This window comes from Nocardia sp. A7 (genome assembly GCF_046549215.1).
Classification (GTDB): domain Bacteria; phylum Actinomycetota; class Actinomycetes; order Mycobacteriales; family Mycobacteriaceae; genus Nocardia.
In genome coordinates this window covers 967165-989518 of sequence record NZ_JAJPWE010000002.1, presented here as the reverse complement: position 1 = coordinate 989518, position 22354 = coordinate 967165, and the positions used below count along the sequence as shown (strand labels likewise).

The following is a 22354-nucleotide window of genomic DNA, read 5'->3' as shown; positions in this document are numbered from 1 at the left end:
CGACCCGTCAACCGCTGTTGCCAACGCGCCGTTCACCTTCGACCTCACGGAGGAAGGACTCGATGAGGTCGATGACGTCGGCGTGGCCGGTGTCGACGTCGAAGGCTTCCTCCATGCGCAGGAAACGGGACACGCTCGACATGAGTAGCACGAGCGCGCCGGGGGTGTAGCCGGCGGCGCTGTTGCCGTATTCGGCGAGCACCGCGGTCACGGCATCGAGCTGGAGCGCGCGGAATCGCCGCGAGGATTCCGAGATTTCGGCGCGAATCGCTTTCCGATGATTGGCCAGCGCGACGAATTCCATCGTCAGGGCGGTATGGGACTGGTCGTGGATGGCTTCCCACAGCGCCCACAGCGGCTGGGCCGATTTCAACGCCAGCAATTGACGTTCGTAGCTGCGGTCGGCACCTCGCCGGAACAGTTCGACGAACAAGTTGTCCATGTTGCCGAAGTAGTAGTAGACCAGCGCCGGGTTGGCCTCGGCTCGGGTGGCGAGTCGGCGGGAGCTGACGGCCGCGTAGCCCTCCTCCAACATGATGTGCTGGGCCGCATCGAGTAGCGCGGATCGGGTGCTGGAGTCCTCGGTGCCTGCGCTGCGCTGCGGCTTCACACGGAGACCTTTCTGTTGGACGGCAGGCGCACGGCCTGCCACGTGGGTCATCTGTCGGCGCCCAGCGGCGGTGGAGTTCAACAGCTTACGTCCGCGCGGGGCCGTTCATCGTCGGCAAGGCCGGTTCACGAACCCGACTCTTGACAGCCGTGAGCGCCGTCACGTATATCTTAATCACTCGCTCAATTTGAGCAGTCGATTAAGGCCTCCGAGCAGGCCTCGAACGGTCATCCCGGGCCGGCAGAAGGCCTGCTCACGGCAGCCGACCCCCTTCCCCGAATCAAGCGCTCCCACCGCGCTGACGACACCGGGACCCTCTCCCAGCGGCGGGGATCGACGAACAGAGGAATTCCGACATGAGCAACACACCTATCGCGAAATCGGCACCGATACACGGTCGGTCGACGCCGACGAGGGTCGCGGTCGTCACCGGTGGCGCGTCCGGCATGGGGCTGTCGATCTGTTCGGCGCTCGCCGAAGCCGGACATCGGGTCGCGGTCCTCGATATCGACGGCACCGCTGCCGCACGAGCCGCGGAGCAGTTGCAAGCAGACGGCGCCACAGCGATGGCATGCGCGGTCGATGTCACCGATCGAGCCGCTGTTCGCGAGGCCGTGCACAAGGTTCGCGTCGAGTTCGGCCCGATCGAAATCCTGGTCACCAGTGCGGGATTGGTTGATTTCGCGCCGTTCACCGACCTCACGCCGGAGGCGTGGGACAGGGTGGTCGCGGTGAATCTGAACGGGGTTTTCCACTGCGCGCAGGCTGTGGTCCCGGACATGCTCGCCGCCGGATGGGGTCGGATCGTGACGATCTCGTCGTCGAGCGCGCAGCGCGGGTCGCCGGGCATGGTGCACTACACCGCGTCCAAAGGCGCCGTCCTGGCGATGACCAAAGCGTTGGCGCGCGAATACGCCGCCGCCGGAATCACGGTCAATACGATTCCGCCCTCGGGTATCGACACACCCATGTCACGCCGCTCGCAGGCGGCCGGGCACCTGCCCGACAGCGCGGTGATGGCCAAGGCGATTCCCGTCGGACATCTGGGCACCGGTGCGGATATCGCCGCAGCGTGCGCGTTCCTGTGTTCGGAGCAGGCAGGCTACATCACCGGACAGGTGCTCGGCGTGAACGGCGGATCGGTGATATGACCGAATCCGTCGCTCCCCGCCTGGCGCCGTTGCCGGTGCACGAATGGGACGAACAGACACGAGCGATGCTGCGCGGGCACGTGAAGACCGCCGATCAGTACCTGTCCGGCGCTCCCGACGCACCGGCGATGCCGGGCATCCTCGGTGTGCTCGCCCACCACACCGAACTCGCGGGCGCGTGGCTGGCCTACAACGGCCTGCTGCTCGATCGCCCCCTGCTCGACCCACGCGATCGCGAACTGGTGATCCTGCGGGTGGCCTGGCGCAGCGGGTCGGATTACGAATGGGCACAACACGTTCGGATGGCAAGGGCGCTCGGCGTCACCGACGAACAGGTCGAGGCGGTCCGGCACGGGCCGCAGGCCCCGGTGTGGTCGCTCGTGCAGCGATCACTGATGGCCATGGCCGACCAACTGCTGGATCGCCATCGTGTCGACGACATCACGTGGGCCCAGCTCGAACGCCATTTCGACAAGCGGCAGCTGCTCGAGCTGCTCTTCGTCGCCGGCTCCTATCTGTGCCTGGCGATGGTACTCAACAGTGTTGCCCTGCAACCGGACCCGGAATCGGAGGAACGACCGTGAGCGAACCAGTGAGCGCACCGGCCACACCACACCAATGGCCGCGGCCTGCCGAGGGCAGTTGGACCAAGCACTATCCCGAGCTCGGAACGTCGATGATGTCGTTCGAGGATTCGGTCTCCCCGGAGTTCTTCGAACTCGAGCGCGAGGCGATCTTCAAACGCGCGTGGCTCAATGTGGGGCGGATCGAGCAGGTTCCGCGCACCGGCAGCTATTTCACCAAGGAACTCGACGTCGCACGCACGTCGATCATCGTGGTGCGCGATCGCGACGGTGGCGTCAACGCGTTCCACAATGTGTGCCGCCACCGCGGCAACAAACTCGTCTGGAACGAATTTCCCAAAGAGGAGACCTCGGGAATATGTCGCCAGTTCACCTGCAAATACCACGGCTGGCGCTACGGACTCGACGGTTCGCTGGCATTCGTGCAGCAGGAAGGTGAGTTCTTCGATCTCGACAAGAAGGACTTGGGGCTTGTGCCGGTGCACTGTGAAGTGTGGGCTGGATTCATCTTCGTCAACCTCGCCGCCGTGCCAAGGCAGACGCTGCGGGAATTCCTCGGCCCCATGATCACCGATCTGGACGGCTACCCGTTCGACAAGATGACCGAGTGGTACGAATTCAAGGCCGACAACCAGAGCAACTGGAAGCTGTTCGCCGACGCGTTCCAGGAGTACTACCACGTCCCGGCCCTGCACACGCAACAGGTGCCGAGTGCGGTGCGCACCCCGGGCAAGGGCTTCGAATGCGCACACTTCCAGATCGGCGGTCCGCATCGGCTGGTATCCACCGGCGGTGCGCGACGCTGGACGCTGCCGGCGGAGTTCATGTATCCGATCGAACGGCTCACCCGCAGCGGCCTGGTGGGGCCATGGGAATCACCGGATATCGGCGAGACTCCCCCGGGACTCAATCCCGGCCGCGTCGAACCGTGGGGCATCGACAACTTCCAGATCTTTCCCAATATCGAGATCCTCATCTACCGCGGTTGGTATCTGCTGTACCGGTATTGGCCGACTTCCCACAACACCCACCGGTTCGAGGGCATGCTGTGCTTCCAGCCGGCGCGCACGGTTCGCGAACGGGTCGAGCACGAAGTGGCCTCGGTGGTGTTCAAGGAATTCGCGCTCCAGGACGCAGGCATGCTCACCGGCACGCAAACCGCACTCGAGTCGGCGTACCGGACCGCCGGTCTGACGCATTTCCCCGTCAATGACCAAGAAATCCTGGTTCGCCATTTCCACAAGGCCGTCGCCGATTGGGTCGATGAATACCGTCAGGATCTCGCCGGGACCGGTGCGCGATGACACCGACCATGCTGCCTCCCGCCTTCGCCGACCTCGAGCGTTTCGCGCACACGTGGTGTCTGCCCAGCGAATCCGAGCGCTACGCCCGCCGTTTGAACAGTTCCATGCAGGAGCTGATCACCTTCTACAACGCGTGTTTTCCCCGTGTCGAGGACGCGCTGGCCTATTGCGACAAATTTCCGCTCGAGGAACTCCCCGAGGACGCGATACACCTACTGCACCTGGTGTATTCGCTGGTGATGGTCGCGATGGCAGTGGAGATCTTCCAACAGCCCAAGCCCGTCGACAGCGCCGATGCCGAACTCGAACGCGTCGCACAGCCCTGGCCGTAATACCAAAGGAACACCCACCATGACGATTACGATCGACAAGATCGGCGACACTGTCGGAGCCGAGGTCATCGGCGTGACACGTGAACAGTTGCTCGCCGATGACACCGTGGCCGATGCCGTGATGACCGCTCTCGAAGCCAACGGGGTCCTGGTTTTTCGCGACCTTCGATTGGACCCGGAAACCCAGGTCGCGTTCTGCCGCACCCTCGGACAGGTCGACACCTCACCGGGCCATCATCCGACCGAGGGGATCTACCGGGTCAGCCTCGACACCGCCAAGAACTCCTCGGCGAGCTACCTGCGCGCCACCTTCGACTGGCATATCGACGGCTGCACACCGGAGGACGACGCCTACCCGCAGATGGCTACCGTGCTCACCGCCAAGGCCGTCGCCGCCAGCGGTGGAGAAACCGAATTCGCCAGCACCTACAAGGCTTTCGACGACTTGAGCGCCGCGGAACAGCGGTATCTCGCGCCCCTGCGCGTAGTGCATTCACTCGAGGCATCACAACGTGGCGTCACCCCGGATCCGACGCCGGAGCAACTCGCGGTGTGGCGGCGGCGGCCGAGCAAGGAACATCCGCTGATCTGGACCCACAAATCCGGCCGTCGCTCGCTGGTGCTCGGAGCCTCGACCGACCATGTTGTCGGGATTCCCGCGGCCGAAAGCCGGGAGCTACTCGACGGACTGCTGCGTCGCTGCACCGCACCGGACCGCGTCTACCGACACACCTGGGCTGTCGGCGACACCGTGATCTGGGACAACCGCGGCGTCATCCATCGTGCCGCACCGTATCCGGCGGGTTCGCCGCGAGAGATGTTGCGTACCACCGTGCTCGGTGAAGAACCGATCGAATAGGAGAACACCATGCCTCGTTGGCCCAAGCCGGCCGAGGGTAGCTGGACACAGCATTACCCCGAACTCGGCACCGCACCGATGTCCTACGAAGACTCGATCTCCCCGGAGTTCTTCGCTCTCGAACGCGACGCGATCTTCAAACGCGCCTGGCTCAATGTCGGTCGCATCGAACAACTGCCGCGCACCGGCAGCTACTTCACCAAGGAGATCAACGCCGCGCACACCTCGCTCATCCTGGTCCGCGACCGCGACGGCAGCGTGAACGCCTTCCACAACATCTGCCGGCACCGCGGAAACAAGCTGGTGTGGAACGAATTCCCGCGCGAGGAGACCTCGGGGACGTGTCGCCAGTTCACCTGTAAATATCACGGCTGGCGCTACGGACTCGACGGCTCGCTGGCCTTCGTGCAGCAGGAGAACGAGTTCTTCGACCTCGACAAGGCGACCCTGGGGCTGGTGCGCGTGCATTGCGAAGTCTGGTCGGGATTCATCTTCGTCAACCTGGCCGCCGAACCGCGTCAGACGCTGCGCGAATTCCTCGGTCCGATGGTGACCGGGCTGGAGGGATACCCGTTCGACAAGCTCACCGAACGCTATTCCTACCGGGCCGAAGTCGGTGCCAACTGGAAGCTCTACCTGGACGCTTTCCAGGAGTTCTATCACGCCCCGATCCTGCACGGGAAGCAGACACCGGACAACTTCTCCGTCGCCGCCCAGCAAGCCGGCTTCGAGGCGCCGCACTACCAACTCGACGGACCGCACCGGCTGGTCAGCACGTCCGGTGTTGTCACCTGGGAACTCGACCCCACCATGCGCAAGCCGATGGAAGACATCACCCGCAGTGGGTTGTTCGGTCCATGGGACGTGCCCGATCTGGGAGCGATGCCGACCGGGCTCAATCCGGCGGGCTGCGACCCGTGGGGGCTCGATTCGTTCCAGCTGTGGCCGAATTTCAGCATTCTCATCTGGTCCGGCGGCTGGTACCTGACCTATCAGTACTGGCCGACCTCGCACAACACCCACATCTTCGAAGGCAATCTGTACTTCACGCCCGCGCGCTCCCCGCGCGACCGTGTCGCGCACGAAATGGCCGCGGTCACCTTCAAAGAGTATGGGCTGCAGGACTCTTCGACGCTCGAGGCGACGCAGATCATGCTCGAGTCCCGGGCGGTCACCACCTTCCAACTCAACGATCAGGAAATTCTGCTGCGCCACCTGCACAAGGTCGCCGCGGACTGGGTCGGCGATTATCAGCGCGAGCGCACGGAGGCCAAGCGATGAGTGCGACTCTGCTACCTGTCGAATTCGCCGATCTCGAGCAGTTCGCCGCGGTGTGGTGCCTGCCCACCGAAACCGAGCGCTACGACCGGCGCCTCGGTTCGACGATGACCGAGATGCAACGGTTCTACGATGCCATAGCCCCGCGCGCCGAAGACGCGCTCGCCTATTGCGACAAGTTCACCATCGACGACATTCCCGACGACGCGAAAAACCTGATGTATCTGCTGTATTCGATGATTCAGGTTTCCTTCCCGGTCGAAGTGTGGAGTCAGCCGCGCATTCCCGATACCGGATCGGCGTCGCTGACCTGTGTGATCGAGCCGAGCCTGTGACCGGGCAGGTCGTCGTGCTGCGCGCCGCGGCCTGGGTCGATGTCGAGACCGGGCAGCGACACACACCGGCGGTGATCGTAGTGGAAGGCAACCGGATCGCCGCGGTCGATCCGGTCGAGGTGCCCGCGGGTGCGCAGGTCATCGATCTGGGTTCGCTCACGCTGCTGCCCGGGTTGATGGATATGGAGGTCAACCTGCTCATCGGCGGGCCCGACAATCCCTCGGGGCTGCCCAACCCGATGCACGGCGTGCAGGACGACCCGGTGTACCGGACCTTGCGGGCCACGGTGAACGCCAGGACGACCCTGCACGCCGGTTTCACCACCGTCCGCAATCTCGGTCTGATGGTGAAAACCGGGGGCTATCTGCTCGACGTCGACCTGCACCGCGCCATCGAGCAGGGCTGGCTGGAAGGTCCGCGCATCGTCGCGGCCGGGCACGCGATCACGCCCACCGGCGGCCATCTCGACCCGACGATGTTCCAGCGGCTCGCCCCGCACATCATGCCGATCACTGTCGAGGAAGGCCGCGCCAACGGGGTGCCACAGGTCCGCGAATGTGTGCGATACCAGATCAAATACGGTGCCGAGGTCATCAAGGTCTCGGCATCGGGCGGGGTGATGTCACACGGCACCGTCGCCGGCGCACAGCAGTACTCCGATGAGGAGTTGGCCGCGATCGTCGACGAGGCTCATCGCGCCGGTGTGCCCGTCGCCGCGCACGCCCACGGCGACGCCGGAATTCGCGCCTGCATCCGGGCCGGCGTCGACTGCATCGAACACGGCTCGCTGGCCGAGGACGACACCATCGCGCTGATGGTCGAGCGAGGCACCTTCCTGGTGCCGACCAGCTATCTCTCCGAAGGTTTGGACCTGTCCAAAGCCGCACCGGCACTACAGAAGAAGGCGGCCGAGGTCTTTCCCCGAGCGCGGGAAACGCTGCGCAAGGCGATCGCGGCCGGGGTCAAGATCGCCTGTGGCACCGACGCGCCCGCCGTCCCGCACGGGCAGAACGCGAAGGAACTGTGGGCGCTGGTCGACCGCGGGATGACGCCGGCGCAGGCGTTGCGGGCGGCCACCGTCACCAGCGCCGAACTGATCGGCGTCGATGATCGCGGACGCCTGGCGCCCGGGCTGCTGGCCGACATCATCGCGGTGCCCGGTGACCCCACCGCCGATATCACCACCATCGAGGACGTGCGGTTCGTGATGAAGGACGGTCGCGTCCACAAGCGACCGTAGTCAGCGAAACCCGTTCGCCCGCAGTCCGAATGCGCGAATCAGATCCGAGGTAGCAATGTCGCCACGTCATCAGCTCTATATCGGCGGGCAATGGGTCGACCCCGCCACCAGCGCGACGAACGAGGTGATCTCGCCGCACACCGAGCAGGTCATCGCGCGGGTCGCCGACCCGGCACCTGAGGATGTCGATCGCGCTGTCGCGGCCGCGCGCAGCGCATTCGACGCGGGGCCGTGGCCACGCACGGATCCGCAGGACCGCGTGGCGATCGTCCGCGAACTGGCCGAGTGCTACCGCGCACGAGAAGACGAACTCGCCGAGCTGATCACCACCGAAATGGGTGCGCCGATCACGTTCGCACGCTCGGCGCACGCAAAGCTGCCCGGCGTCATGATGCGCGCTTTCGCCGACACCGCCGCCGGTTACCGCTGGCAGGAGACCAGAGCCGGCTTCCTCGGGGGTGAGGTCGTCATCGGCCACGAACCCGTCGGGGTGGTGGCAGCGATCATTCCCTGGAACATGCCGATGTTCCTGATCGTGGCGAAGCTGATTCCAGCGCTGCTCGCCGGCTGCACGGTAGTGCTCAAGCCGTCGCCGGAGACGCCACTGGACGCGCAGCACATGGCAGAGCTTCTCGAGCAGGTCGGATTGCCGCCCGGGGTGGTCAGCATTCTACCGGGTGGGCGCGAGGTCGGTCGGCATCTGGTCGCGCACCCAGGCGTGGACAAGGTCTCGTTCACCGGTTCCACCGCGGCGGGTAGGCAGGTGGCCGAGGTCTGCGGTGGCGCACTGCGCCGGGTCAGCCTCGAACTCGGCGGCAAATCCGCCGCGGTGGTGCTCGACGACGCCGATCCTCAGGCCGTCGCCACCGGCATGATGGTCGCCGGGCTGATGAACGGCGGACAGGCCTGCGTCGCCCAGACCCGGGTGCTTGTCCCCCAGCGCCGCCGACACGAGTTCGTCGACGCGCTGGTGAGTGAGATCGAAAACCTCACTGTCGGAGACCCGTTCGATCCCGCGACACGCATCGGTCCGATGGTCTCGCGCCGTCAGCAGCAGCGGGTTCGCGACTACATCGACCTGGGCCTGCGCGAAGGAGCGCGCCTGCTCGTCGGTGGCACCGACCTGCCCGCGGGCATCGAGCGCGGCTGGTATGTCCGGCCCACCCTGTTCGCCGACGTGGACAATTCCATGCGGATCGCGCAGGAAGAGATCTTCGGACCCGTGCTGAGCGTGATCGCCTATGCCGACGACGAACACGCCGTCCACCTCGCCAACGACAGCGAGTACGGGCTCTCCGGCTCGGTGTGGTCACCCGACATCGAGCGCGCCACCGCGATCGCCCGCCGAGTGCGCACAGGAACTGTCGGCATCAACGAGCCCTACAGCATGGATCCCGTCGCGCCGTTCGGCGGCGTCAAGAACAGCGGCATCGGCCGCGAGTTCGGCACCGAGGGCCTCGAGGGCTACCTCGACACCGTATCGCTCTCGATCCGCCCGGCAGCGGCGAATTCCGCTGCACCGCAGGCAGATACCGTCGGCGCTGCTCGCGCCGCGGGTCCGCCGAGGGGAATCCGCGGCTCATGAGCGGCCGGTGCGGGCAATCGCGATCAGGGCAGTTTGATCGCCGACATGTACATCTCGAGGATCGGTCCGTAGAGGTCGACGCCGTCGAGTTCGGTACCGAGCACGACGGAGGGCGTCGTGTGGATGAGCACCCGCGCCATCGTCATGGGCGGAATCAGCGAGGTCGCTCCCAGGCGGTCGAGATTCTCGATGATGAACTGTCCCAGGGCTTCTACGGCTTCTTCTCGCCGGGCAGCGACTCGTTCCCTGACCTCGGGGTTGCGCAGCAGGTACAGCGTGAACTCCATCCCGAGCGCGGCGTGCTCGGTGCCGCGGTCGGCGCCGAGCCGACGCCACAGCTCGCCGACTCGGTCCAGCTCTTGTACTCCCACACTCGATGCCGCCGCCAGTACCTCGGCGAACATGTCGAAGTAGCGCTGCAGGTATCGATCGTTCACCTCGAGGAAGAGCTCTTCCTTGGTGGCGAAGTGCTTGTAGATCGCGCCCTTGGTGTAGCCGGCGGCATGCGCGATGTCATCGAGTGTTGCCGCCGCGAAGCCTTTTTCGGCAAATACTTCTTCGGCCGCATCCAGGAGCAGCCCCCTGGTGCGTTCGAGTCTGCGCTCTCTGGTCCAACGCTCAGCCATGTCAGCGATTATGGCACGAATCTTAGAAACCCTCTGGAATCTGAGATCCCCAGTGGTATATTTCTCTTCGTACAGATACTTCAGGAGCGTGACCGATGACTCCCTCATCGACTTCCACGGCCATCGCCGATTCCATTACCACCACAACAATTCATCGAGGAGGTGCGCTGTGAGCGGACCGTCGGAGCCGAAAAAGGGAACCACCATTACCGAACCACTCGGTAGCGTGGCCACCCTCGGCGCAAAAGTTCAATCCACCAGCAATGCAGTCAAGATCTGGGCCACCGTCGGTGGCTTGATTCTCGCCTTCCAGATGTATGTATGGATCCGCTGGATCACCGGTCCCAATTTCGAGCGCGTGCCCACCGGACCGAGCGATCCGCCGACTTTCATGAAAGTTATTCTCACCGTCTGGACCGGGGTGATCCTGCTCGGTCTGCCGATCGGCATGTATTTCTTCATCATCCGGCCATGGCTGCGTGAGCGGCGAATAACGCTGGACGGCATGCTGTTCGTCGCCTGCGGCCTGATGTTCTTCCAGGATCCACTGCTGAACTACTTCAATACATGGAGTACGTACAACACCTGGATGTTCAATATGGGCTCGTGGGTGCAGGATGTGCCGGGCTGGCAATCCTATGGCGAACCGGGCGCCATGATGGCCGAACCGATCCTGATGAACGCACCGGGCTACTCCTACGGCGTGCTGCTGTGCACGATCCTCGGCTGCTGGGTGATGCGAAAGACCAAGCAACGGTTCCCCAATATCAGCACTATGGGGCTGATCGGGGTGCTGCTCGTCTGGACATTCTTCTTCGATCTGATCATCGAAGGTCTGTTCCTGATGCCGATGGGTCTTTTCACCTACCCCGGCGCACTCCAGGCATGGTCGATCAACGCGGGCACCTATTACCAGTGGCCGCTGTACGAAGGACTCATGTGGGGCGGTGTTCAGGCCGGCCTCTGCTCGCTGCGTTATTTCACCGACGACCGCGGCCGGACCATGGTCGAACGTGGCTTGGATCAGATCCAGGGCGGATTCGTCAGACAACAGTTCACGCGTTTCCTGGCGATCTTCGCGGCGGTCAGCACCTTCTTCTTCGTGGGCTACAACCTGCCCGCGCAGTTCTTCGCCCTGCACACCGATCCCTGGCCCGAGGATATCCAGAAGCGCTCGTACTTCAACATGGGTATCTGTGGTGAAGGCACCGACCGGCTCTGCCCGCATCCCGATCTTCCGGTTCCCTTCCGGAACAGCGGCTACATAGATCCGAATGGCCGACTCATCTTGCCCGAGGGTGCGGAACTGCCGAAGATCATTCCCTTCGCCGACACCGACAAAGGAAACTGACATGACCAGTCGATCCAGCGCTGTGCTCGACGTTGCGCAGGCACCGTTCTATCGGGCGGTCGGCAACGAAGTGGAAGTCTTTCGCGCCGCGGCCGTCGGCGGCCTACCGCTTCTCCTCAAGGGTCCTACCGGCTGTGGCAAGACCCGCTTCGTGGAAACCATGGCCGCCGAGCTCGGCCGGGAGCTGATCACCGTCGCCGGTCACGAGGACATGACCTCGGCCGATCTGGTCGGCCGTTTCCTGCTCAAGGGCGGCGAAACGGTCTGGGTGGACGGTCCGTTGACGCGGGCCGTGCGGGCGGGCGCCATCTTCTATCTGGACGAGGTCGTCGAGGCGCGCCAGGACACCACCGTGGTGATCCATCCGCTCGCCGATCACCGTCGCGAACTTCCGGTCGACCGGCTCGGGGTGACGTTGCCCGCGGCACCCGGGTTCCAGCTGGTGATCTCCTACAACCCCGGCTACCAGAGCGTTCTGAAGAACCTGAAGGAGTCGACTCGCCAGCGGTTCGTGGCCATCGAACTCGGTTTCCCGCCACCCGAGATCGAGCGCGAGGTGGTGGCTTACGAAGCCGGGGTCGACGCCGAGACCGCGCGGGCTCTGGTCAGAGTCGGCAGTGCCATCCGCAACCTGGACAACTCGCCGCTGCGCGAGGTGTCCTCCACCCGGATGCTGATCCTCGCCGGTGGTCTCGTCGCCGGCGGGCTGAGCCTGCGCGCTGCCGTGCAATCGGCCGTCGTGCAGGCGCTGTCCGATGACGCGGATATCGTTGCCGCCCTCGGCGAACTCGTCGACGCCGTCCTGCCGCGGCCATGAACGCCGACGATGCGAACGGGCCGGACAGGTTCCGGCTCCTCGCCACCTACCTCGCAGGCAGGTCTGTGGCTGTCGCAGAGCTGCCTGCGGGCGGGGTCCCGTATACGAACGGCCAGATCGTCTTCGTCTCGGGAGGCGGTACCGACACCGAGCAGCGCCGCGAAGTACTCGTGCAGAGCGCGCTGCTCGGGGCCGGGAGCCTGGACCCGGCATGGGTGCGGTCACTGCGGGGGCGTCCCTCGGTAGCGCGCCGCTATCTGGCACTCGAGGGCCACCGTGTCCTCGCTGAACTCGCCGAACGCCTTCCGCTCGCTGCCGGACTCGGGCTCGACGGAGAACCCAGAACCGCGACCGCCGCGGATTCACTCGCGGCGGCCAAGGGAAAAATGAAGATCGACGAGCCACCGGTGTGGTTCGGCACCATCAAGCCCTCCCAGTTGGTGGCGTCGGACCCCGGCCCCGGCGGGCGGGCGACCGACCGAGAGCTGCGTCTGGAATTCGATCTCAGCGAGATACCGGAGGCCGACGAGGAACTCGAGGACAGCGTCGAGAAATCCGAGGAGAGCAAGATCCTCAAACTCTTCGAGAATCCGCTCTTCAGCGGCAAGTCGGTGATGGACTTCCTCCGCAAGACAGCGGGCAGTTCACGTTCGGACGGGGACTCCCCCGCCGGCGCCGAAGCACCGGTCAGTGCGGTGCGGCGGGCGCGGATGGTCGGACCGGAAGCCCGGCCGCTGCCCACCCGGATCAAGTTCACCGATGCCGACAAGCCCGGTGCCGCCGTCGGAATCGGTGGCGCGCTCTATCCGGAGTGGGACGTGTTCAACGACCGGTACAAACCGGATTGGTGCCGAGTCGTCGATTTTCCGCTGACGGTTCCCACCGATATCTCGGCGGCGCGGGTTCCCGAAGACGACGTGCTCCGGCGGCGGCTGGCTCGGGTGGGGCTGGGCCCGAAGGTGTTACGGGGTCGCCCCGATGGTGACGAGCTCGATATCGAAGCGCTCATCGATCTGTTCGTCGACCTGCGCTCCGGCTATTCGCGGCCGGAGAACGTGTACCTGGAACACCGCAGGCTCGAACGCAATCTCGGAGTGCTGATCCTGGTCGATGCTTCCGGATCAGCGACCGATGCCGATCTGGAGGGTCTGTCCGTACACGAACATCAGCGGCGCGCGGCCGCCACCCTGGCCGTCACGCTCGAAGAGCTCGGTGACCGTGTCGCGGTGTACGCCTTCCGCTCCGAGGGCCGCCACGCGGTGCACCTGCCTGCGATCAAGACCTTCGATCAGCGGTTCGGCGCCGTCGGACGAGCCCGACTCAATCAGTTGCAGCCATCGAACTACACCCGGCTGGGGGCAGGCATCCGCGGTGCGGGCGAAATCCTCAAAAACGAAGCGGGAACACAGAATCGGCTGTTGGTCGTGCTGTCGGACGGCTGCCCTTACGACGGCGGCTACGAAGGCCGCTACGCCGAAGCCGATGCCGCCAAGGCACTCGAGGAGTTGCGCGTCGACGGCGTGGCCTGCCTGTGTCTGTCCATCGGCACCACCACGCCCGCCGACGCCCTCGAACGTGTCTTCGGCTCCGCCAGTCACGCCGGCGCGGCGACCCTGAGCGAACTGAGCCCGCACATGGACGAACTGTTCCTGTCCTCGCTTCGGGAACTCGCCGCGCCCGCACCGCGATAGCGCGACATCGAACCGGAAAGAGGGAGGCTCGCAGTGGAACCCAGCACATCCGCGGTCACCGAGATCAAGGACTGGTCGAAGCAGTACAACCGGCGACACCCGATCGCCTCGCTACAGACCGTCGGACGACAGGTCGTGCTCGGGCGAGACGCGTTTCGCTACCTCGTCACCGATATCGCGGCGCGGCGCTTTCCCTTCGACGAGTTCGTCGGGCAGGCGGCGTTCATGGTGAAGACCTCCCTGCTGCCGACGGTGGCGGTGGCGCTACCGATCAGCGCCACGCTGTCCATCCAGTTCGGTTTGCTGGCCGGGCAGGTCGGGGCCACCTCACTGGCCGGGGCGGCGAGTGGGCTGGCGGTGATCCGCCAATCGGCACCGCTGGTCACCGCCATTCTGCTGGCGGCGGCGGTCGGTTCGGCGCTGTGCGCCGATCTGGGTTCGCGCAAGATCCGCGAGGAGATCGACGCGATGGAAGTCATGGGCGTCTCGGTGCTGCGCAAGCTCGTGGTGCCTCGGTTGGCCGCGGGAATCCTCATCGCCATGGCGCTCACCAGTATCAGCTGCTTTGTCGGATTCCTCGCCGGCTACCTGTTCAACGTCTATGTCCAGGACGGGACGCCGGGCAGTTACATGGCGACCTTCTCCTCGTTCGCGACCGCGGGTGACCTGTATCTGGCGATGGTCAAGGCGGCGGTGTTCGGGGTGATCGTCGTCGTGATCGCCTGCGAGAAGGGCCTCAACACCCGGGGTGGGCCGGGTGGTGTCGCGAACTCGGTCAATGCCGCCGTGGTGGCCTCCATCGTCGTGCTGATGGTGGTAAACCTCGGCTTCACCCAGATCTACACCATGCTGTTCCCGAGGACGACGCTGTAATGGCCGCCACCTATCTGCCACCGGGTGTGCGGAGCGTTATGACCGCGGCGGCCGTGCCGTGGCGCGGCATCATCAGATTCGGGCACATGTTCACGTTCTTCGTGCGCGCGGTGGTCTCGATTCCGGTGGCCCTGCGTCAGTACAGCCGCGAATCCATGCGAATCCTGTCCGATGTGACCTGGGGCAACGGCTCGCTGATCGTCGGTGGCGGAACGGCGGGCGTGATGATCATCCTCGGTGCCGCCGCGGGGGGCATCGTCGGTATCGAGGGCTTCAACGCGTTGAAGCTGCTCGGCATGGAGCCCGCGACCGGGATGATCGCCGCGACCGCCGCCACCCGTGAACTGGCCCCGATCATGGCCTCGATCGCCTTCGCCGCGCAGGCGGGGTGCCGGTTCACCGCGCAACTGGGCGCGATGCGGATCGCCGAGGAGATCGACGCCCTCGACGCCATCGCGATCCGCCCTGTCCCCTTCCTCGTCTCGACGCGGCTGATCGCCGCGATCGTGGCGGTGATTCCGCTGTACCTGGCCGCGCTGGCCGCGGACTACCTCGCCGTCGAGTTGTTCGTCGGATTGGTCGGCGGTCAATCGTTCGGGACCTACGCGCACTATTTCGACCTGGTTCTCGGCGGTACCGACATCGTGTTCTCACTGCTGAAGGCGATCGTGTTCGTCACCATCACCACGACGATCCAGTGCTACTACGGCTATTACGCCAGCGGCGGACCACAGGGAGTCGGTGTCGCGGCCGGCCGCGCGATGCGCGCGAGCATCACTGTGATGATCTCGGTGAATCTGTTGATGACGTTGGCGCTGTGGGGTTTCGACGCCGGTTCCAGGATCAGCGGGTAGTGCGATGGCGATAGTGTTCGAATCCGATGACCGGCGCCTGACGAACCCGAAGCTGTTCGTGCGGGGGGTGGCCGCGCTGGCAGTCGTCGCCGCCGCGGTCACGGCGATGATCGCCCGATCCGAAGGCGCGTTCGCGCAGACCGTCGAGGTCACCGCGATGCTGGTCGACGTCGGCGACGGCCTCCCGAAACGTTCCGACGTCAAATACCGTGGTGTGCTGGTCGGCAGCGTGGCGGAAGTGGTTCCCGCCGCCGGCGGCGGAGCCAACAGGATTCGCATCGACCTGGTTCCCGAGCACGCGGCGGGCATCCCGGCCACCGTGACCGCCCGTGTGGTCCCGAGCAATGTGTTCGCGGTGCCCTCGATCCAGCTCATCGACAACGGTCCAGGGCCGGTCCTGTCGGCGGGCGCGTCGATTCCCGAGGATCACAGCCGTGCCAGCGTGCAGCTGCAGACCTCGCTGACGGCGTTGAGCCGGATCGCCGCCGCGGTCGCCCGACCCGGCACCGATCCCACCGTCGGGATTCTCGAGACCGTCGAGCGAGCCACCAGCGGCCGCGGCGACGACGCGCTGGCGGCCGCCTCCCAACTCGAGCGAATCGTGCGCGCCTACAACGCCGAAGCGGCCTCCGACGGCGAGCTTCCCCTCATTACGGGGCTGTCCGAAGGCGTTCAGGGGTTGCAGCAGTCCGCCCCCGACCTGCTCGCCGCGCTGCACGCCGCGGTAGGGCCGATGCGCAGCATCGCCGAACAACGAGATCGCTTGGCGCAGTTGCTGACCGGCGCGGTCACGACCTCCGAAACAGTCGGTACGGCGATGACCAATCGGACGGACACACTGATCGGCCTCAACTCCCGACTGGGTCCGGTCCTGCAGGTGCTCGCCGCGGGCAGCGACAACTTCGTGCAGATGACGACTTCGCAGACCCGGATCGCGAGCGTGTTCGCCAACGACTTCTGGCAGGTCGATACGCAGAGCGGCACCGCCAAGGTCATCGTCGAACTCACCCCGCACAAGTACTACACCCGGACCGACTGCCCTCGCTACGGCGAACTCGCGGGGCCGAGTTGCCACAACGGCCCGGTGGCGGGCGCACCCGTCATCGGCGACGCCGACCAGGTCGTCACGCAACTCGAGCCCCGCGAAGACATCGCCGAACGCCTCGGCCTGCCGCTGGAATCCGTCGGCCTCGCCGAACTGTTCGGCCTGGCGGCACCGACGGTGGGAGAACCACGGTGAAACGCAAACGTGAACTCGCAGGCCTGACCGCGTTCCTGCTCGTGGCCGCGCTCTTGATGTGGATGGTCAGGGTGACCCTGCAACGCGATGTCGCCGGTGACACCCATGCCTATTCCGCTGTGTTCAGCGATGTCTCGGGACTGCGTGTCGGTGACGACGTCCGGGTCGCCGGGGTGCAGGTGGGTCGAGTCGACACCATCGCCGTCCACGGACCGCACGCGAAGGTCACCTTCCGGCTGCACCAGGATCAACCGGTCTACGGCAACACCCGCGCAGGCATCATCTACCAGAATTTGATCGGCCAGCGCTACCTGGGGCTCAGCATGGCCGATTTCGGCGACCCTGCTCGGCTGGCTCCCGGCGCGGTGATCCCGCTCGAACACACCGAGCCATCCTTCGATCTTTCGGGGTTGCTCAACGGTTTTCAGCCGTTGTTCAGCACTCTCGACCCCGCCGATGTCGACAATCTGACCTCCGCGCTGATCCGCGCACTGCAGGGCGACGACGGCGCGGTCGCCGCGTTGATCACCGAAACCGCCACGCTGGCAGAGTCTTTCGCCGGGCCGGACCAGATTCTCGGCGCACTCATCGACAATCTCACGGTGGTCATGACCACACTGGCCGGGCAGAGCGCCGGAATGCAGACCACGATCGCCCAGACTCGCAAGATCTTCGACGGGCTCGAGGGCAAGCGTGAGGCACTGATGGACCAGACCGGCCGGATCGCCACCGTGCTCTCCGACGCCGCGACCGTCGTCAACGGCGCCAGCCCGTCGCTGACCGAGTTCATGCGTCGCGAACCCGGCTTCGCGAGCCATTTCGTCGACGGCAAAGAGCGTTTCGCCTATCTCGGTTTCAATCTTCCGCAGCTGTTCGAGTCGATGGTCCGGGCGACCGACAGCGGCGCGTTCGTCAACGCCTATGTCTGTGACATCGCGTTCAGCATTGTTCCGGGGATCGATCCGGTGATCTCGCAGATCCTGGCGGGCGCCTCCCCGACCGGCCGTCCCCAGTACTCCCCGATCTGTAGGTAGGACCATGATGAAGACACTGCGTGCCCTCGTCCGTCGGCTGCCGCGTCCCGGCACGGCAGGCGTCTCCGACACGGATCAGTCGCTGCGCATCGGACTCATCGCCGTCCTCACGATGGTGCTGTTGCTGGTCACGATGGTCACCGTCAATTCGCTCCAGCTCGGGTCGCGGACCTGGCGCGCGGAATTCGCGCAGGCCGCCGGGATCGCCGCGGGCGATTCGGTGACCTGGGCCGGCATCCCGGTGGGCACGGTGACCGGCACAGCGCTGGTCGGTGACCGCGTGGAGGTGACCATGAAGATCGACGAAGAGGTCACCCTGGGGGCAGACACCGCGGCCGCGATCAAGTTGACCACGCTGCTGGGCTCGCGTTATGTGGAACTGCGCTCGAACGGCGTCGGCACGCTGCCCGGAAATCGAATTCCGTTGTCGCACACCGCGGTCCCGTACGACCTCGAGACCGCGCTCCAGGACGCCACCACCACCTTCGATCAACTCGACGCCGACCAGATCGCCCAGTCGATGACGGCGCTCTCGCACGGACTCGACGGCGTACCCGCCCTGATCCCCGCCATTCTGCGAGACGTGCGATCCCTGTCGACCGTCATCGCCACCCGCCGCCAGCAGATCGGCGACCTGCTCACCACAACCAGTCAGGTCAGCAGCGTCATCACTGCTCAACAGGGCGAGATCGGCGCGGTCATCGCTCAGGGCAGCACCGTGCTCGGCCACATCGTCACCCGACAGGAAGCGCTGCGCCGACTGCTCGACGCGGTCACCACCCTGGTCCGGCGACTCGAACCGCTCGTGGTCGGCGAGGCGGCCGAGATCGAACAACTGCTGACCGACCTGCGCGAGATGACCGCGATGCTCAGCAGCCACGACGACCTACTCCGCAACATCCTGCAAATCCTGCCGGTGCCATGGCGAATGTTCGCCAACGCCACGGGCACCGGCGCGGAACTGAACGCCAACGCCCCCGACGGAGCTTTCATCGACTCCTGGATGTGCGCGCTGAGCACCACCGCTGTCGCCGCGGGCCGAGCCCCCTACCTCCAGGACTGCCGATGAGCGTCACCCTGTCCACCTTCAAACTGGCCATCGTCAGCCTGACCGCGGCGTGTCTGGCCGGATGCTCGTCCGGCGCGGACACTTCCACCACCATCACCGCCCAATTCGCCAACGCCAACGGCCTCTACGAGGGCAACGCAGTCTCGGTTCTCGGGATGCGCGTGGGCCGGATCGTGCGCATCCGAGCCCACGGCACCGCGGTCGAAGTCCAGATGCGCATCGACGGCGGCATTCGGCTGCCCGCCGACGTGCAGGCGGTCACGATCTCGGACTCGATCCTCACCGACCGCCACGTCGAACTCACCCCGGTCTACCGAGGCGGGCCCACTTTGCGCACGGGTGCGGTACTGGACACGGCCCACACGAAATCTCCGGTCGAGTTCGACGCCCTGTTGTCGATGGCCCAGCAACTGTCGGGCTCGCTCGGCGGCGACGGCAACGGCTCGGGGCCGGTCGCGGACCTGATGACTCTGGGATCCGCGGCGACCAGTGGCAACGGTGCGGACATGCGGGCCGCGCTCGGCGAACTTTCCCGCGCGCTGCAACTGGGTGAGGATCACGGTGCCGCCACCCGCGACGCGATCACCACCGTCGTCACCGACCTCGACGCACTGACCGCCGCAGCCGCGCGCAATGATGTGACACTGCGTGAATTCGGCGGTGCCGTAGCGCAACTCACTGATTTTCTGGCCGAACAGCAACTGGGTACCGGCGCGACCGGGGCCGCGATGAACAGAATCATCGTGGCTGTGACCGACCTGGTCCGACGCCACCAGGGCACCATCGCCGGCTTGACGACCGACGCCAACACCCTGACCGGTTCCCTGGCCGCCTACGACTACAACCTCGCCGCGTTCCTCGACGTGTTTCCCATGGTGGTCGACAACGCCTACCACGCCGTCGATCAGAACGTCGGCGCGCTCCGCGCCTCGGTCGACATCAACCGGCTACTGCTCGACGGCCAGATGGTCAAGGAGGTCTGCAACCTGCTGCAGCTGCAGAATCTCGGCTGCGCCACCGGGACCATGCGCGACATGGGCCCGGATTTCGGAATCACCGCCATCCTGGCGGGCATCGCGGAAAAGAACGGCCGATGACACGCCACCACAGGGTGATTCGGATCGTCGCCGCCACCGCCACGCTCGCCTTGTCTGCCACCGGATGCGCCGTGGGGCTGGACCGGCTGCCACTGCCCGCACCGGGGCTCAGTGGTGACACCTACACCCTCACCGCGACATTCTCCAACGCCCTCAACCTCCCGACCAAAGCCAAGGTCAAGCTCAACGGCGCCGACATCGGCCAGGTCGATTCGATGTCGGCGCGCGACTACACCGCGGTGGTCACGCTGCGGATCACCTCGACCGTGCGTCTTCCCGTCGGCACGTCGGCAGAACTGCGCTCGGCCACCCCGATGGGCGATGTCTTCGTCGCGATGAAACCACCTCGGATCATCGAGCCCGGCACCGCCGCCCTCGACGACGGCAGCGCGATCGCGCTGGAATCGACCTCGGCCGCGTCGACGATCGAGGAAATGCTCACTCGCGCATCACTTCTGGTCAGCGGCGGCACCATCGAATATCTCACCACAGTGATCTCCGCACTCAGCGAGCACGTCGGCGGTCGCGGTGAGCGACTCGCCGAACTGCTCACCGAGACCCGCACACTGCTGGGCTCACTCTCGGCCCGGTCGGGACAGATCAACGAACTCCTGCACTCCGCCGCCGATCTCAGTGCGACCGTCGCCGCCCAGCAGGGCACCCTGTCCGATACCGTCGCCGCGGCCGGACCGGCGATGCAGGTGCTGGCCGAGAACACCGGTTCGATCGTCACGCTGGTGGAGCGAATCGACACCTTCGCCACCCAGCTCGCCCGGTTCCCCAGCGTCCAGGGCACCAACACCACGAGCATGGCCGCCAATATCAACCGGCTCGCCGCCGGTCTCAACGCCGCGGCCATCAACCCCGAGGCCGACCTCGGCGAGATCAACACCATGCTGGGCATCGTCATCAAAATGATCAGTGGCCCCAACGGTCACGTCAAAGCCGACGTGACCGGCATCGCGATCCCCGATCCCGCATACCCCGCCACCTCCGGTGCCCGACCTCCCGATCTCACCGACTGGACGGCCTTCGTCGGCTCGCTCCAGTACATGCTCGCCCGACTGGGCAACCGTCTGGAAGGCGGGCCACGATGACCGAGACCTCGCGCCGCAGTGTGTGGGAAGGGCCCGCCGCCCTGCTCGTCGGCGGAGTCCGCCGCGCACACCGCTATCGGGTGGTGGTCTCGTTACTGGGCCTGTTCGCCATTCTCGGTGGCGCCTGTGGACATCTGATCTTCAACACCCTCGGCATCGATCCGTTGAGTCGGCCGTATCAGGTCCGCGTCGAACTGGACCGATCCGGCGGACTACTGCCCGGACAGGAGGTCACCTTGCGCGGGGTTCGCGTGGGGCGCATCGATTCCGTCGCGGTCGCCGGCGAGGCTGTGGTCGTCGTCGCCGCGATCGACGAGCATGTTCGCATTCCCACCTCCGGCAAAGTCCGTGCCGCGGCCCTGTCCGCGGCAGGCGAGCAGTACCTCGATTTCGTCCCGGCCGGTGACGACGGACCTTATCTGACCGACGGTGCGCTGATCACCGCCGATCGCACGTCCACGCCGGTGCCGATGTCGGACATGCTCGAAAGCCTCAGCGGCACACTGTCTCAGATCGATCCGGCCCGGCTCGCGGCGATCTCCGCGGAACTGGGTGTCGGCCAGACGGGCCCCGACAAGCTCGCGGCGATCATCGACGGTGGGACGTTCCTCATCTCGACCCTGGACACGACATTGCCCCAGACGGTGAACCTGCTGCGCAACAGCAGAGTCGTGCTGACCACGCTGCACGACGGTCAGGACGCGTTGCGGTCCACCTCGACGAACCTGTCCACCACGCTCGGCGGCGTGTCCTCGATGACCGGTGGATTCGAACAGCTCGTCGCACAGACACCACCGCTGCTCTCCACCCTCGACATCATCCTCGCGCAGAACTCACCGACGATGGTCCAACTGCTGGGCAACCTCGTCACTGTCTCCCAGGTCGCCTACTCCCGAATCCCGGCCCTCAACGAATTCTTCTTCCCCCGGCAACGCGCCGGCTCGGCCCTCGATGCGGTGACCTCGGCATTCCATGACGGGGGCGTGTGGGCACTGGCCAGCATCTATCCCCGCTACGCCTGCGACTACAACGTGCCGCGGCGGGCCGGCTCCACTCCCGACTACGCCGATCCGTACGTGAACGCGGACTGTACCGACCCCGACCCGACCCTGATGCCGCGCGGCGCGCGCAACGCTCCCCGCCCCACCGACGACCCCGTGCGGCCTCCCCCGGTCGGTGACCCCTATCAGACCGCCGGCCCAGCGCCGACCGGACCGCTGACCATTCCGACTCCTTACGGCGGCCCCTACGCCCCGGTCCCGCGCTGACGACAGACTTCGCGGGCACTACACCCGACGGCGTGTGCGAATACTGCCGATTCAGCTC

22 protein-coding genes are annotated in these 22354 nt (G+C 65.6%); 20 read left to right on the top strand and 2 right to left on the bottom strand.

Features of this window, described 5'->3' with window-relative positions; all coding sequences use genetic code 11:
* Positions 1-7 precede the first annotated feature (7 nt).
* Entirely contained in the window at positions 8-610 is a 603-nt protein-coding gene (locus ACLJPD_RS15995; protein WP_410872920.1) for a TetR/AcrR family transcriptional regulator, read from the bottom strand.
* 356 nt (positions 611-966) lie between these two features.
* On the opposite strand from ACLJPD_RS15995, the gene ACLJPD_RS15990 reads away from it, so the two are divergent.
* Genes ACLJPD_RS15990 through ACLJPD_RS15950 form a run of 9 tightly spaced genes read left to right on the top strand, consistent with a single transcriptional unit; the run spans position 967 to position 9279 of the window.
* Positions 967-1761, top strand: a complete 795-nt coding sequence (locus ACLJPD_RS15990; protein WP_410872919.1) for an SDR family NAD(P)-dependent oxidoreductase — start codon at positions 967-969, stop codon at positions 1759-1761.
* Positions 1758-2345: a carboxymuconolactone decarboxylase family protein gene (locus ACLJPD_RS15985; RefSeq protein WP_410872918.1), complete on the top strand. Its 588-nt coding sequence runs from the start codon at positions 1758-1760 to the stop codon at positions 2343-2345. The genes ACLJPD_RS15990 and ACLJPD_RS15985 overlap by 4 nt, the downstream gene beginning before the upstream one ends.
* Positions 2342-3649, top strand: coding sequence for an aromatic ring-hydroxylating oxygenase subunit alpha (locus ACLJPD_RS15980; RefSeq protein WP_410872917.1), 1308 nt, complete (start codon positions 2342-2344; stop codon positions 3647-3649). Before ACLJPD_RS15985 ends, ACLJPD_RS15980 begins: the two co-directional genes overlap by 4 nt.
* Entirely contained in the window at positions 3646-3981 is a 336-nt protein-coding gene (locus tag ACLJPD_RS15975) for a hypothetical protein (RefSeq protein WP_410872915.1), read from the top strand. The genes ACLJPD_RS15980 and ACLJPD_RS15975 overlap by 4 nt, the downstream gene beginning before the upstream one ends.
* Positions 3982-4000: 19 nt before the next feature.
* Positions 4001-4840 (top strand): TauD/TfdA dioxygenase family protein, encoded by an 840-nt coding sequence (locus ACLJPD_RS15970; protein WP_410872914.1) that lies wholly within the window; start codon positions 4001-4003, stop codon positions 4838-4840.
* A gap of 9 nt (positions 4841-4849) precedes the next feature.
* The gene (locus tag ACLJPD_RS15965) at positions 4850-6121 is read left to right on the top strand and encodes an aromatic ring-hydroxylating oxygenase subunit alpha (protein WP_410872913.1); all 1272 of its coding nucleotides are present in this window, start codon (positions 4850-4852) and stop codon (positions 6119-6121) included.
* Entirely contained in the window at positions 6118-6453 is a 336-nt protein-coding gene (locus ACLJPD_RS15960; RefSeq protein WP_410872912.1) for a hypothetical protein, read from the top strand. The genes ACLJPD_RS15965 and ACLJPD_RS15960 overlap by 4 nt, the downstream gene beginning before the upstream one ends.
* Positions 6450-7694, top strand: coding sequence for an amidohydrolase family protein (locus ACLJPD_RS15955; protein WP_410872911.1), 1245 nt, complete (start codon positions 6450-6452; stop codon positions 7692-7694). Before ACLJPD_RS15960 ends, ACLJPD_RS15955 begins: the two co-directional genes overlap by 4 nt.
* 55 nt (positions 7695-7749) lie before the next feature.
* Positions 7750-9279: an aldehyde dehydrogenase gene (locus ACLJPD_RS15950; protein ID WP_410872909.1), complete on the top strand. Its 1530-nt coding sequence runs from the start codon at positions 7750-7752 to the stop codon at positions 9277-9279.
* Positions 9280-9302: 23 nt separating this feature from the next.
* Here the strand turns inward: ACLJPD_RS15950 and ACLJPD_RS15945 are convergent, their stop codons facing one another.
* Entirely contained in the window at positions 9303-9905 is a 603-nt protein-coding gene (locus ACLJPD_RS15945) for a TetR/AcrR family transcriptional regulator (protein ID WP_410872908.1), read from the bottom strand.
* Between the two features lie 169 nt (positions 9906-10074).
* On the opposite strand from ACLJPD_RS15945, the gene ACLJPD_RS15940 reads away from it, so the two are divergent.
* The 11 genes from ACLJPD_RS15940 to ACLJPD_RS15890 are packed head-to-tail and all read left to right on the top strand — an operon-like array spanning position 10075 to position 22296.
* Positions 10075-11256, top strand: coding sequence for a spirocyclase AveC family protein (locus ACLJPD_RS15940; protein WP_410872907.1), 1182 nt, complete (start codon positions 10075-10077; stop codon positions 11254-11256).
* A 1-nt stretch (position 11257) separates the two neighbouring features.
* Positions 11258-12073, top strand: a complete 816-nt coding sequence (locus ACLJPD_RS15935; protein ID WP_410872906.1) for a CbbQ/NirQ/NorQ/GpvN family protein — start codon at positions 11258-11260, stop codon at positions 12071-12073.
* Complete coding sequence (locus tag ACLJPD_RS15930; RefSeq protein ID WP_410872904.1) at positions 12070-13764, top strand: nitric oxide reductase activation protein NorD; 1695 nt, start codon at positions 12070-12072, stop codon at positions 13762-13764. Before ACLJPD_RS15935 ends, ACLJPD_RS15930 begins: the two co-directional genes overlap by 4 nt.
* A 33-nt stretch (positions 13765-13797) precedes the next feature.
* Positions 13798-14637: an MlaE family ABC transporter permease gene (locus ACLJPD_RS15925; RefSeq protein ID WP_410872903.1), complete on the top strand. Its 840-nt coding sequence runs from the start codon at positions 13798-13800 to the stop codon at positions 14635-14637.
* Positions 14637-15491, top strand: coding sequence for an ABC transporter permease (locus tag ACLJPD_RS15920; RefSeq protein WP_410872902.1), 855 nt, complete (start codon positions 14637-14639; stop codon positions 15489-15491). Before ACLJPD_RS15925 ends, ACLJPD_RS15920 begins: the two co-directional genes overlap by 1 nt.
* Positions 15492-15495: 4 nt before the next feature.
* Complete coding sequence (locus tag ACLJPD_RS15915) at positions 15496-16731, top strand: MCE family protein (protein WP_410872901.1); 1236 nt, start codon at positions 15496-15498, stop codon at positions 16729-16731.
* Positions 16728-17765, top strand: coding sequence for an MCE family protein (locus ACLJPD_RS15910; protein WP_410872900.1), 1038 nt, complete (start codon positions 16728-16730; stop codon positions 17763-17765). The genes ACLJPD_RS15915 and ACLJPD_RS15910 overlap by 4 nt, the downstream gene beginning before the upstream one ends.
* A 4-nt stretch (positions 17766-17769) precedes the next feature.
* Complete coding sequence (locus ACLJPD_RS15905; RefSeq protein WP_410872899.1) at positions 17770-18834, top strand: MCE family protein; 1065 nt, start codon at positions 17770-17772, stop codon at positions 18832-18834.
* Positions 18831-19931: an MlaD family protein gene (locus ACLJPD_RS15900; protein ID WP_410872898.1), complete on the top strand. Its 1101-nt coding sequence runs from the start codon at positions 18831-18833 to the stop codon at positions 19929-19931. The genes ACLJPD_RS15905 and ACLJPD_RS15900 overlap by 4 nt, the downstream gene beginning before the upstream one ends.
* On the top strand, positions 19928-21028 hold the full coding sequence (locus ACLJPD_RS15895; RefSeq protein ID WP_410872897.1) for an MlaD family protein: 1101 nt from the start codon (positions 19928-19930) through the stop codon (positions 21026-21028). Before ACLJPD_RS15900 ends, ACLJPD_RS15895 begins: the two co-directional genes overlap by 4 nt.
* Complete coding sequence (locus ACLJPD_RS15890; protein WP_410872896.1) at positions 21025-22296, top strand: MlaD family protein; 1272 nt, start codon at positions 21025-21027, stop codon at positions 22294-22296. The genes ACLJPD_RS15895 and ACLJPD_RS15890 overlap by 4 nt, the downstream gene beginning before the upstream one ends.
* Positions 22297-22354: the final 58 nt, after the last annotated feature.

Excerpts from the sequence above, each read along its gene's own strand:
- ACLJPD_RS15895 (WP_410872897.1), top strand. The coding sequence starts at position 19,928 with ATGACACGCCACCACAGGGTGATTCGGATCGTCGCCGCCACCGCCACG.
- ACLJPD_RS15970 (WP_410872914.1), top strand. The coding sequence starts at position 4,001 with ATGACGATTACGATCGACAAGATCGGCGACACTGTCGGAGCCGAGGTC.
- ACLJPD_RS15960 (WP_410872912.1), top strand. The coding sequence starts at position 6,118 with ATGAGTGCGACTCTGCTACCTGTCGAATTCGCCGATCTCGAGCAGTTC.
- ACLJPD_RS15975 (WP_410872915.1), top strand. The coding sequence starts at position 3,646 with ATGACACCGACCATGCTGCCTCCCGCCTTCGCCGACCTCGAGCGTTTC.
- ACLJPD_RS15930 (WP_410872904.1), top strand. The coding sequence starts at position 12,070 with ATGAACGCCGACGATGCGAACGGGCCGGACAGGTTCCGGCTCCTCGCC.
- ACLJPD_RS15935 (WP_410872906.1), top strand. The coding sequence starts at position 11,258 with ATGACCAGTCGATCCAGCGCTGTGCTCGACGTTGCGCAGGCACCGTTC.
- ACLJPD_RS15990 (WP_410872919.1), top strand. The coding sequence starts at position 967 with ATGAGCAACACACCTATCGCGAAATCGGCACCGATACACGGTCGGTCG.
- ACLJPD_RS15985 (WP_410872918.1), top strand. The coding sequence starts at position 1,758 with ATGACCGAATCCGTCGCTCCCCGCCTGGCGCCGTTGCCGGTGCACGAA.
- ACLJPD_RS15965 (WP_410872913.1), top strand. The coding sequence starts at position 4,850 with ATGCCTCGTTGGCCCAAGCCGGCCGAGGGTAGCTGGACACAGCATTAC.
- ACLJPD_RS15890 (WP_410872896.1), top strand. The coding sequence starts at position 21,025 with ATGACCGAGACCTCGCGCCGCAGTGTGTGGGAAGGGCCCGCCGCCCTG.
- ACLJPD_RS15915 (WP_410872901.1), top strand. The coding sequence starts at position 15,496 with ATGGCGATAGTGTTCGAATCCGATGACCGGCGCCTGACGAACCCGAAG.
- ACLJPD_RS15950 (WP_410872909.1), top strand. The coding sequence starts at position 7,750 with ATGTCGCCACGTCATCAGCTCTATATCGGCGGGCAATGGGTCGACCCC.
- ACLJPD_RS15945 (WP_410872908.1), bottom strand. The coding sequence starts at position 9,905 with ATGGCTGAGCGTTGGACCAGAGAGCGCAGACTCGAACGCACCAGGGGG.
- ACLJPD_RS15920 (WP_410872902.1), top strand. The coding sequence starts at position 14,637 with ATGGCCGCCACCTATCTGCCACCGGGTGTGCGGAGCGTTATGACCGCG.
- ACLJPD_RS15900 (WP_410872898.1), top strand. The coding sequence starts at position 18,831 with ATGAGCGTCACCCTGTCCACCTTCAAACTGGCCATCGTCAGCCTGACC.
- ACLJPD_RS15905 (WP_410872899.1), top strand. The coding sequence starts at position 17,770 with ATGATGAAGACACTGCGTGCCCTCGTCCGTCGGCTGCCGCGTCCCGGC.